Raw genomic sequence first — 13,331 nt, forward strand, 5'->3', positions numbered from 1 at the left:
TAAACATTGGCAGTCGAATGTTTAAAGTGAAGTGGAATGAATGTACGGTAAATAAAGAAGTTTTTGCCGTGAACGCCAGGGCTTATCTAAAATTTGAGCAACGCTTTAAAAGCAATTATAGGAAAACCTGTGAATATAGCCTGTCAGCTTTATGACTACATAGAAATAGCCTGCATGTATAAACTTGAGGTAAGCGCCGTATTAAAAAGTGGGGAACTAAAAAACGGCAAGGCACTAAATACAGTTATAGATAAACGCAATGACGCGCCAACAGAATGTATACAAATGCGCATTAACGGTAATGTAGAAAACATTGCCCTTAATGAAATCGCTCAACTTCATGCAATAACTGATAACCCGCATTTCAGCTCGGTGAGCTTTTAGGTAGTATGCCAAGTTCACTTAACCATTTTGGACTAAACCACATTTATGACACAACACCTTTCGGCGATTACCTTCTTCGTAGACGACTACGACAACGCAATTAAGTACTTCACAACGGTTTTAAATTTCACCTTAACTGAAGATAAAGCAACCGGTGAAGACTCGCGCTTTGTGTTAGTAACGCCGCCAAACAGTTCAGCCAGCTTGCTGCTAGCGCAAGCTAAAAACGACGTTGAATTAGCGCTTATTGGTAACCAAGCCGCAAACAAAGTATTTTTAATTTTAAATACCAATGACTTTTGGCGCGACTTTAACGAAATGCAAAGTAAAGGCGTGGTGTTTTTAGAAACTCCCCGTGAAGAAGTTTATGGTACGGTAGCCATCTTTAAAGATAAGTTCGGCAATAAGTGGGATTTGATTCAAACCACTGAATAGCACTTTATACAAGTGCACCTTGCTTATAGCGCATTCTGTATCACAAGGTTTAATCACCCACAGTAAAGACGTAGAGGAGAAGTAAAACGTGCAGGCCATGAAACGTTCTATTATTGCAGATGTTGTTGCAATAGCGGCGATAGCACTGTTGATCACCACTACCTTTTACTGGATTGAAGCAAGACGTGAGGTCATTATTCTTTGCGACAACTTTACGCCAGGGGTTTCGAAAAAAAGCGTTGAACGCCAGCTTAACACCGCAGACTTATTGTTGTGGGATACTGAGTTTGTTGCAAATGGCAGCAAGATTGAAGCATATAGTCCACTGCACTTAGGTATCATGAAGTGCAGTGTAGAATTTAATAAGCAAGATATTGTGGTGTTCTCTATTGTGGAATAATCATTCAACCTTCAAATATTAGGAACGCATTAAGCTCTTGTAGCCATAAAGCTGAACCACCTTAGTGCAACGTTTACATCGCCGCAACACCTTATTCACCGAAGCGCTAAAAGTCGTAAAGGCAAACTTACCTTCTTACTTTTATCATGCTGAGTTAACTTTTCATCTTGCTGTCACCGAATGTGCTGTAAACGTATAATTACGCTGTGTCTTCTTAACGCAAACTCTTTTTTATGCAAAAAACAAAACACAGTGTCGTCGAGGATGTTTTCGCCCTGATAAGCGCCGGCTTGTTTGTTGCTTTTGGCGTATATTTGTTTCAGTCGCAAGATCTAATGGTAGGTGGCGCAGCAGGTCTTGCGCTATTAGGTACCTATGCTTTCGACATGGACTTCGGCTTGTTATTCTTTTTGATTAACCTACCTTTCTATACCCTAGCGTGGACTCAAATTAGTAAACGTTTCACCATCAATACGTTTATCTCTGTAACCACTGTTTCGGTGTTAACCGAGCAAATTCCGGCATTTGTAGATATCAGCCACGTTAACCCGTTTTTCGCAGCGGTATTTGGCGGAATTTTAATTGGTGTAGGCATGCTGATGATGTTCCGTCACAGCTCTAGCCTAGGCGGCGTTGGTATTATGGCCTTCTACTTACAGCAACGCTTTAATATCAGAGCTGGGACTTTCCAGTTAACTGTAGATAGCTGCATATTGCTTAGCGCACTGTTTTTTATTTCGTGGCCATTAGTGCTTATCTCGATACTCGCGGCGTTTTGTTTAAATATGGTAATTTCGCTTAACCATAGACCTGAGCGTTACTTCCCAGTACTCGGCGAAGACAGTTCAGACAAGGCTAAAACAGAATCAAAAAAGGCTGACGCGAAGCGTGTGGATAGCAATGAGCACAGCAGCATAGACAGCGAGCTTCGCGCCCAAAATGGCTAAGTTGGTAGTCAGCGCCTAAGGTTTTACGTTTAGGTTTAAAGGCTTGGGCGTCTAAACAGATACTGGCAAGCTGAAAGTACTTAACCGTTCATATAAGTAGTTAATAGAAAGCCCGGTTAGGCAAACCTAACCGGGCTTTATTGTATCTTTTATTTGTATTCCTTGACGCCTACAACAAACCTATTGCTTCTTTTGAACAGGTCTTGACGGTCGACTAACTACTCCACGATTCACTCTCGGACGAGAAAACGAAGTACGCATACAAACCTCACTTATGAGTTGATGCTCAGAACAGTTGAAGGCGAAATATTCGCCGCAATCCCATCACTAAGCCACAACAGTAAAGCCCAGATTAGGGGTAAAAGTCTCATTCTTTTAATGAATAGTGCTTTATTAAAACTTATATAAAATTTAGCCAAACTGGCACTGCGTTGATAACTAAAGGTATTTCACAATGCGCGGTACACGCTGAGAAACTCGTGTCATTAATTCGTAGTCGATAGTGTCGGCATTGGCTGCAACTTCCTGAATAGATACATTCTGTCCCCACAGCTCTACTTCATCGCCCACTGCTACGTTGTCGATATGGGTCACATCAATGGTGATCATGTCCATAGATACGCGGCCTGCCAAATAAGCGCGCTTACCCCTAACCATGACTGGCGTACCGTTTTTGCAGTGCCTTGGATAGCCGTCGGCATAACCAATACCTACGGTTGCAATTTTGCTGGGTTTATTCGCCACCCAGGTTTGCCCGTACCCGACCCCCTCGCCTGCGGGTATAGTTCGCACAGCCAGTACGCTTGAGCGAAGGGTCATGGCTGGATACATTTCAACATCAATGTTTTGCGAGGTTGAAACCGCACCACCGTAAACGCCCACTCCCAACCGGTTCCACGCATTTCGACTTGCGGGCCAATTGACCGTAGCCGGAGAGTTAGCCACGCTAGTAGGTAGGCCCAGCTTTCCAGCAACCTGATTAAACCCATTCATTTGAGCATGGGTGAAACTGTTATCCACGTCATCGGCACACGCAAAATGTGTAGCAATAACCGTGTTATCACTTAATAGGTGTCGATATTTGTCAGTAATCTCTTCGATTTTTGTAAGAGCAAAGCCCAAGCGATGCATACCGCTATCTACTTTCAACCAAATGTGGGGGCGTTGCTGTTCAGGGCATTTTTCTAGCCATGCAAGCTGTTCTTCACAATGCATAACCAAAATGCAGTTATGCTGAAACGCCATTTGGCACTCTTTTGCCTGATGAGCCCCTTCTAAAACAACGATTGGCGCGGTAATTCCCGCATCGCGAAGGGCAATAGCTTCTTCGATAATAGCGACAGCAAAACGCGAAGAAACATGCTGAAGAATACGCGCCACATTTACGGCTCCATGACCATAGGCATCAGCTTTCACCACCGCCATAGATTGACTTGATGGTGCTAAAGCGGCAAGAGCTTTGAAATTATGTAAAATGGCGTCAGCATGAATAATAGCTTGCGTTTGTCGGCTCACTGAAAAACACGTTCCTTAAATGTTTAATGGGGAAACATATAAAACCGGAGTGTACCACGAGAAACGCATTGAGGGCGCAGGATTAATATTGAAAAAACGACTGTCTAACGCAAGGTTTCTTATGGTTTAAAATACCGTTATGCTTTGCGCTCGCTTGTTATAACAATTTCGTCGCTTCAAGGTTTATCATGTCTTCGCACAACCCTTCTACTTCAGATTCGCCCGCAAACAGCCGTATTAAAAACAACGCGGCAGATAATGCTCCCACCGTGAATGAATTAGCTAAATCACTGAATAAAGTTGTCTCAGAAGGCAGAAATCCCAATACCTTGGATATAGACACGTTAAGTACCCAAGGCATTCTTACCCGCCTTAACAACGAGGATGCTAAAGTCGCAAACGCGGTAGCACTTCAAATACTCCAAATAGCGAAAGCGGTAGATGCCGCTACTACTAGCATTAAAAATGGCGGAAGGCTTATTTATATTGGTGCTGGGACCAGCGGCAGATTAGGCATACTAGACGCTGTTGAGTGTCGCCCTACCTTTAGCGTCCCCGATGAAATGGTTGTGGGTGTAATAGCGGGCGGAGAGAAAGCCGTTCAGCACGCGGTTGAAGGTGCGGAAGATAATTTTGATGCAGGTCGCACCGACCTTGAGAATTTATCCTTAACCCAAACCGATACAGTTATTGGTATTTCGGCCAGCGGCCGCACGCCCTATGTAAGTGGAGCATTGGAATATGCCCGTTCCCTTGGCTGCTTTACCGGCGCCATTGCTTGTAGCCCTAACGCTGCTATTTTTGAGAATGCTGACACGGCCATATGCCCCATTGTCGGCCCTGAAGCACTTACCGGCAGCACACGCATGAAGTCGGGTACGGCACAAAAGCTTATACTTAATATGATTAGCACTAGCGCTATGATTAAGCTGGGGAAAACCTACCAAAATTTGATGGTAGATGTGAATGCTACTAACGAAAAACTAAAAGCTCGTGCCCTTCGCATTGTTATGCAGGCTACCGACTGTAGTGAAGATGCCGCTTTAGCAGCACTTAGCGCATGCAACAACAAAGCAAAGGTCGCCATTCTAATGGTACTAACAGGGCAAACCGCAGAGCAGGCAGCCGCACAGCTAAGTGCTAACGATGGCTACTTACGTAAAGCCGTAGAAGAAAGTGAATAGCTAAGGCGCTTCTCTGCAATAAGGGACTGCAATAAGGGGGTTCGGTTTAGTCACTATGAGCACAAATATTACACGTTATACAAAGAGCGTATTAATCATCGCGTTTATCTTGTTGGTCAGTTTTTTCTTCTTGACCTCATGTGCGAAAAACAGCTTATCTACACATGTATATACAACCAATAGTGACAGTTTAAAAGCAAAACAAAGTGGGCTGGTCAATGAAGACTTAAACGCCAATCAACTTGCTGTAGGTGCTGAACGCTATTCAAAATACCTCCCTTTGTTAGAAGGTAAGCGAGTTAGTTTGGTAGTGAACCAAAGCTCTTTAGTTAGAAATGATTTGGTTAGAAATAACCAGATAACTGGGCATTCAGGACAGATAAAAGCAAACCAACCCTATCAGCATTTGGTAGATGCCCTATTGCAACGTAACATTGACCTAGTAAGCATTATGTCACCCGAGCACGGATTTAGAGGTGATAAAGGCGCAGGTGAAAAGGTAAATAGCGATATTGATGCTAAAACAGATTTACCTATTCATTCGCTTTACGGGGCAACTAAAAAGCCCACAACGGCTATGCTGGAAAATACCGACGTAATTGTTTTCGATATTCAGGATGTGGGCGTACGTTTTTACACGTACTTAAGTACGTTGCACTATGTAATGGAAGCTGCCTTTGCCGAAGGCATTCAGGTTGTGGTGCTAGATAGACCAAACCCTAATGGTCGATATGTCGACGGCCCAGTGCTAAAGCCAGCATTTTCATCGTTTATTGGCATGCACCCTATTCCCGTTTTGCACGGCATGACATTAGGTGAACTTGCCCAAATGATCGTGGGAGAGCGCTGGTTAGATATCGAGGCAACTAACTACAACCAAGCAAAGCTTACCGTAGTGCCGGTAGAAAACTACAAACGCACTGCGCACTATTCCCTGCCGGTGGCACCCAGCCCTAACTTACCAAATGATTTGTCTATCCAGCTATACCCCACGCTATGCTTTTTCGAGGGAACCGATGTGAGCATTGGCCGTGGCACTGATTTTCCATTTCAGCTTATTGGTCACCCTAATATTGCATTTGGTGAAAACCAAATACCGGTAAAAGCAAATAGTGCAGCGCCCCACCCTAAACATGAAAACACCGTACTAAATGCACACGTTTTTACCCGCGCAGATCTTATCGACGCTGAATATATGGACTTGGAAAACTCAAGCCTTAAGTTACAGAATCGAGAAGGTTCACCAATTAGTGGATTAGAAATAGAAACCTTGATTGATGCCTATTCTCGCTTTTCTGAAGACAACCGTATTGCCACCGCCAGTGGAAGTTCTACAGAAACATTTTTCACCCGCCCAGAATTTTTCGATAAATTAGCGGGTACTGATGCACTACGAAAGCAAATCCGAACCGGGAAAACATCTGCTGAGATTCGCCACAGCTGGCAAAAAAGTTTGAGTGCGTTCAGAGGAAAAAGAAAGCCATATCTACTTTATGAAGACACCGAACGACGTCAAGAATAACTCATGTAGGCTTGCCAATTTAACGAACTGGTAGAAAGACAAAATGGAGAGGAACTGCTATTAACCTTTGGATGATTAAAGGTGAAAGTAAACACTTACTCAGCTTTTAGAGCTTATATCATAGGTCCCAAAAAAGTTAGTAAAAACTAACCTTCCTCTGTTTTAGTTTTTACTAGTGTTGCAAGTCTAGCTTCTGCTGTGGCTTTTTGTTGCTTTAGCTCATCTCTATTTTCACTTTCAGCCTCTGCGATTTTTGCATCAATATCGGCAATGGTCTGCATCAGCATTTCTTTATTCTTTTCTTTCTGCTCCGCCTCTTCAGCCTTGTCAAAAATCACGTCTTCTGGAGACGCTTCTTCTTTGGTGGTTTGGCTGGGCGATTTAGCAATCATTTTCAAACCATCGGCCTGAGGACGCTGGTTCATGAAACTAGGCGAAACAATTTCAATATCAGAATTGTGCAAGGCATCAAGTACAGCTTTATGCAGCCTTGAGCGAGCGCTCAGCAAGCTCTTTACTTCGGTTAGCAACCCGGAAATACGATAGCTTACAGAGAAATCGCCTAGCCCCATGACCTGTACAAAAGGCTCTGCCAGCTTTGCATTTTCGGCAGCAGCAAGTAGATGCTTTTCAATAACGCTGTGGTGAATATCATAGCCTAAGCTAATATCCACGCTAACAATTGCACCAGAAGCACGCGTGACCGAAACAGGCGAATTCACCATAAGCGTGTTGGCGAAGGCAATAAGTTCTCTGCTCTCGGTTTGAATTTCAACATCAAGCAACCCCATTTCGGTAACGCGACCACTATAGCCTTCTACTTTTATGAAGTCACCGACCCTAAAGGGGCGGTTTACCCGAAGTACTATTCCTGCCATCAAATTACCCACCATTGTGGTAGATGAAAATGCAATGACACCAGAAATGAGTACACCGATAAGTGCTATAACTTGATTTCGCGTACTTTCACTTACTGGAAGAGTCATTGCTATAACAACCGCCCCAATGATAGTAAGCACTAACATGCCAACTTGACGAGGCAGTTTCTGTTCGCTGGTAAGGTGGCTTTGTTTAGCAAGCAAAAGGTAATGTAGAGTAATGAGTGTACTTACAACCAGTGCTATAGCAACAAGTAAAGGAACAAATGTAACGAACGCACTTAACACAGAGTCCATTAGTGATGCTCGCGTAGTACCTGATAAGTTTTCTGTATTCACATGTTTTCCTTTAAGGTTGTCTAAAGAAGCACCTTTAAACTAGCCTTTCACATTGTCGGTCAAACTGGCGCTTTTAGGTATAGTGAAAGCTACTCTAACGAAACGGGTGCACGACCTTCAGCAACTGAATTACCAACTAAAACATCAGCCAGTGCGTTCAGACTATAGCTGGTAACTTTGTTACCGTCCTTATCACCTTGACTGTCTATGCTTATTGCATAACTAAATGTCGCAATAGCAATGTCTGCCACATTTTTGAGGTCATTTGCATCATACGGCATACGTAGGGGAGCAAAAACCACGGTTTTGTTCTGTGTTTTCGCAGCAGTCATAATCATTTTGCTAAATTCCATCACATCAGTTTCACTTGCGCGCTGCTTCACATGTTCAGGTAGATCAAGCCCACCTAACTCATAGTTCGCGTGAAGCGGACTAATATTACCCACCACTAGCACTTCTGCCTGTTTTAAAAGCATCATAGCAAGCTGTTTTTTTGGCAATGCCGTCAAGGCTAAACAAGCAAATTCTAGGGGCTTATTAGTACTCTTTGAACTTGCTCGTATCAGTGCACTTTCAAAGGCTAAACACCTTGCGGCATCAGGCATTAGCGCAAGCCAACGCGTTGATGTTAGCGGAAGTTTCCCCTTTCCGAACAGCACCGAAACCGAAGCCTTAGAAAGCGCTTTCTCAATTTGAATTCCTTTATTTTTTAGACTGTTAGGGTTATCAATCGATGCGTTTTCTTTTGCTTCATTAAGCCACCAAGATACAGGCTTGGATACGAATTTTTTTAAAGTAAACTGTTGTTTTACTTTAAGAATGCGGTTATAGGAAGACATCAAGAAAGCGCTTTCCAAGAATGGGTCTGATGACTTATTTACAAGTCTTACTGCCACATTATCTAAAAGCTTTGAGAATGCGTTGATATCTGTTTTATTTCTTATGGTGAAAGGCATGAGCGCAATATCCGCACCGGCACTAAATGCGCGAACGAGAGCTTCTTCATGTGAGAAGAACTGAGTAATACCAGCCATATCTAAAGCATCTGTAACGACCAGGCCTTTATACCCTAGCTGCTTGCGAAGCATGTCGGTTAAGATCTTTTTCGACAAGGTAGCGGGAACAATTTGTAGCTTGCCATTTTTATCTGCAATTTCAGTATCATCTAACGACGGATATTGAATGTGTGCGCTCATAACCATTGCAGGCGGGGTTGCACTGTTTATGATATTAGCAAAAGGAAGAATATCCCCCGACATAGCCTGAGCTTTGGTATGGGTGACTTGCGGTAAGCCACTGTGGCTGTCCACATGGGTATCACCGTGACCTGGGAAATGTTTAATAGCAGCCAAGACTCCCGTACTTTGCATTGCACTTACAAACGCTTGTCCGAGTGCCGCCACCTGCTCTGGCTTTTCAGAAAAACTGCGTACGTTTATAACCGGGTTCTTTGGCTCACTGTTTACATCCACTGACGGCGCAAAATTAGTATTACCCCCTAGAGGTAACAGCGTTTGGCCAATGTGCGATGCTACGCTTTGGGCAAAGGCATGGCCCCGCTGATGAAAGGTAGCACCTATAGCCATGTTACCTGCAAACGGCGAAAGCATATCTGAAGGCAATCTCGCTACTCTTCCTCCTTCTTGGTCTACAGCAATAAATAGCGGCTGGCGACCTGCTTTTACCATATGCTGCTGCATGGTGTAATTAAGCGTAATTAACTGCTCGGCATTTTGAATGTTTTCCGAAAACAAAATAACACCGCCTATGTTGTGTGTACTGAGCACACTTAAAAGCGAAGGAGGAATTTCGGTCATAGGCGTGCGACAGCGCGATGATGGTGTGCCGTCTTCACAAAAATAGCGAAAATCCAAAATAATCTTTTGCCCAAGCATGTTCTTTACTGCACTAATAGCTTCGGCACTAATAGCTTCGGCACTAATCGTTTTCGCGCTAGTCAATTCCTCACTAGCCCCGTCATCGCCAGCCTTTTTAGCGCTGACCTTCTTGGTATTAATTTTGGGCAACGCTGTATTTACGGCACCCGGATTTGATGCGTCAACGCTTAATGAGTTTGCCGTTGCGCTAGCAGCAAAAATGCCGACACTAAATAAAACTAAAATGCCTGAAAGAAAATGACTTAAGCCCAATACAGAAGCACGCTTTTTACAAATAACTTGCTGGAATAACAATGTTTATCTAATCCTTGGTAACACAGAGCACAATACGGTACGCTAGCATAAATGAGAGAAGCATGTTCGCCAACTTTGAACTGTATTCACTCCTTCTCTTACGCGTTAGTTTATATAATATGCGACGTGAAAAGACATACCTGTAGGACACGCTGAATTTAAGAAAACAATCTAAAGCAGCAGGTCCTAAGCACACATAAATTTAAGTTTGGAAAGAAGTATGGATTGGATGTCAGTCATCCCCCCTCTTGTGGCTATTGCCGTCGTTTTTTGGAAAAAAGAAGTTATCTTAGCATTGGCGCTGGCCGTACTGTCTGCTGAAGCCTTAATTTTGGTCAATGCTGATATCGCAACTAGCTATATGGCCCCTATTAATGCCATAGAACGTGTGGTTGATACCGCTGCTAGCCCAGGTAACACGCGGGTGCTTATTTTCTCTGTTCTAGTAGGCGCATTACTGGCTTTTATTCGTGATTCTGGTGGCGTAACGGCAACCGTTAACTTTCTGGTTAATAAGGGCGTAGCGAAAAGCCGTAAACAAGTAGGCGGTTTAACCATGTTTACTGGTATTGCAGTATTCATAGAATCGAATTTGAGCGTTCTTACTGCTGGTATATTCGCCCGAGGGTTATTTGATCGTTTCAACATGAGCCGCGCACGTTTAGCTTACATCATTGATTCCACCAGCGCGCCTGTTTGTATTTTGATTTTATTAAACGGTTGGGGCGCTTTTATACTCAGCCTGCTAGATGCCTACGAACTACCCGCTTCGTCAGCTTCCATTTTATGGGGCAGCGTATTTTTTAACTTTTATGCTATTTTCACCTTACTTATTGTGGCTTATACAATTTCGGCTGATAAAGTGCACGGCCCTATGGCTGAAGAAGAAAAAGCACTGTCTCATGTTGAGGTAAATCACACGACTGAGCCTGCCACTAAAGCGCGATTTATGCTGGTTCCGCTGCTAGTGATGGTATTGAGTATGGTTGGCTTCATGTTCTGGACAGGCAACGGCGTTTTGTCTGAAGGCAGCGGCAGTAAATCAGTTCTTTATGCTACGGCTCTTGCCACTGCTATTGCCTACGGTCTGCTTCTCGTCCATAAACGTTTTACTCATAAAGAAGCGGTAGACATCGGTTTTAAAGGGATGGGTGAACTACTCCCCCTAGTTACCATAGTGTTACTTTCATTAACCTTAGGCAATAGCCTTAAGGTGCTAGGAACAGGCGTATTCGTGGCAGGAATAGTGGGTGAATACCTTCCAATGGTGCTGATTGTTCCCATGTTGTTTATTGCTGGCGGGATCATGTCGTTTACCACAGGCACGTCGTGGGGTACGTTCGCCATCCTTATACCTATTGGTGTACCACTAATTCAGAGTTTAGGGTTGCCTCCTTCTTTGGTTATTGGCGCTATATTGGGTGGCGGTATATTTGGCGATCACTGTTCGCCTATTTCCGATACCACAGCCGTATCTTCGCTAGCTGCGGGTACTGACGTATTAACGCACGTTAAAACACAGTTCCCTTATGCACTATTTGCCGGCGCACTTACGCTTATTGCCTATTTTGTTGCAAGCTTAGTCATGCTTGGCTAAACACGTGACTAACGTTTGTTGGTAGCCGATTGCTAATATCAAGGTGTTAGCAATATCTGTAGCAAGGAGTTTTTTAATGAAAAGACGGATAGCAAACATCGGGTTTATCTCGATGATAGTGGCATTTATTTCAGTAGTGGCAGCATGTTCACATTCGCCAAACGACACTGTTAATACTGTTGGAGAAAATGCCGTAGGCTTAAGTCAGCAGGCCGTTGCCATGCCTGACAGCTATAGCGCCGATGCTGCGATGCAGGTACTTCAGGAAGGCGGCAACGCCGTTGATGCGGCTATTACTGCTCAGTTTGTTTTAGCCGTAACATTGCCAGAGGCGGGTAACGTTGGCGGCGGCGGCTTTATGACAATAAAGTTTGAAGATAGTACCGACTTTCTTGATTACCGTGAAATGGCGCCTGAAAAAGCTCACCGCGATATGTATCTTGACGAGCAAGGTGATGTAAAACCGTATGAGTCTTTGTTTGGGGCTAAAGCGTCTGGCATTCCTGGTACCGTTGCAGGTATGTGGGCCGCGCATAAAAGATACGGCACATTGGATTGGGAGCGTCTACTCGCACCAGCCGTTGATTTGGCTGAACAGGGCTTTGTGGTGCATGAAAAATTAGCAAACAACATTGCCCGCTATATTTCGCGCACCCAAGAAAAAGGCATCGACAACAATTTCAGTGAATACTTTGCAGATGCAAAAGCGGGCGCTACTTTTAAGCAGCCTGAGCTAGCAAAAACACTTAAAGCTATTCAGCAACAGGGAAAGGATGGCTTTTATAAAGGCGATGTAGCAAAACATATTGTTGATTTTATGCAGCAAAATGGCGGCCTTATTACCTACGAAGATTTGCAAGCTTACAAAGCCGTGTGGCGCAAACCTCTTCACCTAAACTGGCAAGGTTATGAGCTGGTGACCGCACCTCCTCCAAGTTCGGGTGGTGTTGCCGTAGCGCAATGGATTGGCATGCTAGAAGCCTATGATGCAAACCACGATTTGCCTGCGCAAAACAGCACTGAATATATTCACGTTATGTCTGAAATAGGCAAGCGTGTGTTTGCCGATCGCGCTGAATACATGGGCGATCCTGACTTTGTTAGTGTTCCGGTAAAAGCGCTCACTGACGCTAACTACATTATCGAACGCGCAGCAGATATTCAGCCTGACAGCATTTCTGATACGCCAAGCGTTAAGCCGGGCTTGAAAGAGAGCGAAGATACTACTCACTTCTCGATTATGGATAGATGGGGTAACGCTGTTGCCAATACCACAACCATCAACCTTACTTTTGGTAGTGGCGTTGTTGTGGCTGGTGCTGGCTTTTTGTTGAATGATGAAATGGACGATTTTAGTGCTAAGCCTGGTGTGCCAAACTTTTTTGGTGCTGTAGGTGGTGAGGCGAATGCTATTGAACCTTACAAGCGCATGCTGTCTTCTATGACGCCAACACTGGTCACTAAAGACGACCAAGTGGTACTGGTAACAGGCTCTCCTGGCGGCACTACCATTATTTCGTCAGTAACTCAGTCGCTATTGAATGCCTTGCTTTACGATATGAGCGCTGAAGAAGCCGTGAACTCACCACGTTTTCATCACCAGCTATTGCCCAAAGACACCATTCGTATGCACGACGGGTTTACAGAGGCAACGGTAAATGAGCTTAAAGCAATGGGCTATACCATAGATAACCGTCGCTTTGGTGATGTGCATTTAATTAAGCGTACTAAAGAGGGTGTAGAAGCCGCATCTGAAAAAAGCGGACGAGGTAAGAGCCTTGTCCAGCCTTATTAGCACAGCAGTATTAATGTAAGCCATATTAGGGTAAGCCGTATTTGCTCAGCGCTTTAAAGGCGAAGCAATGATGACTGAGAACTTATGGCTACTAGCTAAAGGGCTGATGGAAATGTGGAACTTCAAGTGGTTTCAGTATTCAT

The 13,331-nt window shown here is 44.1% G+C and carries 11 protein-coding genes; 8 read left to right on the plus strand and 3 right to left on the minus strand.

The window, feature by feature from the left end:
- Nucleotides 1-129: 129 nt before the first annotated feature.
- From ACXACS_RS19030 to ACXACS_RS19045, 4 genes are all read left to right on the plus strand, one after another.
- On the plus strand, nucleotides 130-384 hold the full coding sequence (locus tag ACXACS_RS19030) for a Rho-binding antiterminator (RefSeq protein WP_239636104.1): 255 nt from the start codon (nucleotides 130-132) through the stop codon (nucleotides 382-384).
- A gap of 45 nt (nucleotides 385-429) precedes the next feature.
- Entirely contained in the window at nucleotides 430-819 is a 390-nt protein-coding gene (locus ACXACS_RS19035) for a VOC family protein (RefSeq protein ID WP_474808948.1), read from the plus strand.
- An 88-nt stretch (nucleotides 820-907) separates the two neighbouring features.
- Nucleotides 908-1,219, plus strand: coding sequence for a hypothetical protein (locus ACXACS_RS19040; RefSeq protein WP_179982234.1), 312 nt, complete (start codon nucleotides 908-910; stop codon nucleotides 1,217-1,219).
- A gap of 233 nt (nucleotides 1,220-1,452) precedes the next feature.
- Entirely contained in the window at nucleotides 1,453-2,166 is a 714-nt protein-coding gene (locus ACXACS_RS19045; RefSeq protein ID WP_474808951.1) for a YitT family protein, read from the plus strand.
- Between the two features lie 438 nt (nucleotides 2,167-2,604).
- On the opposite strand, the gene alr is transcribed toward ACXACS_RS19045, so the two are convergent.
- The gene (gene alr, locus ACXACS_RS19050; protein ID WP_474808953.1) at nucleotides 2,605-3,681 is read right to left on the minus strand and encodes an alanine racemase; all 1,077 of its coding nucleotides are present in this window, start codon (nucleotides 3,679-3,681) and stop codon (nucleotides 2,605-2,607) included.
- A 188-nt stretch (nucleotides 3,682-3,869) separates the two neighbouring features.
- Between alr and murQ the strand changes: the two genes are divergently transcribed.
- Both murQ and ACXACS_RS19060 read left to right on the plus strand, forming a co-directional pair.
- Nucleotides 3,870-4,865: an N-acetylmuramic acid 6-phosphate etherase gene (murQ, locus tag ACXACS_RS19055; RefSeq protein ID WP_474808954.1), complete on the plus strand. Its 996-nt coding sequence runs from the start codon at nucleotides 3,870-3,872 to the stop codon at nucleotides 4,863-4,865.
- Between the two features lie 55 nt (nucleotides 4,866-4,920).
- Nucleotides 4,921-6,387 (plus strand): exo-beta-N-acetylmuramidase NamZ family protein, encoded by a 1,467-nt coding sequence (locus ACXACS_RS19060; RefSeq protein ID WP_474808956.1) that lies wholly within the window; start codon nucleotides 4,921-4,923, stop codon nucleotides 6,385-6,387.
- 146 nt (nucleotides 6,388-6,533) lie between these two features.
- Here ACXACS_RS19060 and ACXACS_RS19065 read toward each other — a convergent pair whose 3' ends face one another.
- Both ACXACS_RS19065 and ACXACS_RS19070 read right to left on the minus strand, forming a co-directional pair.
- A complete protein-coding gene (locus ACXACS_RS19065; protein ID WP_474808958.1) occupies nucleotides 6,534-7,604 on the minus strand; it encodes a mechanosensitive ion channel family protein in 1,071 nt (356 codons plus the stop codon).
- An 89-nt stretch (nucleotides 7,605-7,693) separates the two neighbouring features.
- Nucleotides 7,694-9,796 (minus strand): glycoside hydrolase family 3 N-terminal domain-containing protein, encoded by a 2,103-nt coding sequence (locus ACXACS_RS19070; RefSeq protein WP_474808960.1) that lies wholly within the window; start codon nucleotides 9,794-9,796, stop codon nucleotides 7,694-7,696.
- 220 nt (nucleotides 9,797-10,016) lie between these two features.
- Here ACXACS_RS19070 and ACXACS_RS19075 point away from each other — a divergent pair, with 220 nt between their 5' ends.
- Nucleotides 10,017-11,393, plus strand: coding sequence for a Na+/H+ antiporter NhaC family protein (locus tag ACXACS_RS19075; RefSeq protein ID WP_474808962.1), 1,377 nt, complete (start codon nucleotides 10,017-10,019; stop codon nucleotides 11,391-11,393).
- Between the two features lie 76 nt (nucleotides 11,394-11,469).
- Nucleotides 11,470-13,188 (plus strand): gamma-glutamyltransferase, encoded by a 1,719-nt coding sequence (gene ggt / locus ACXACS_RS19080; protein ID WP_474808964.1) that lies wholly within the window; start codon nucleotides 11,470-11,472, stop codon nucleotides 13,186-13,188.
- Nucleotides 13,189-13,331: the final 143 nt, after the last annotated feature.

The organism is Alteromonas sp. AWM4_230, assembly GCF_056158305.1.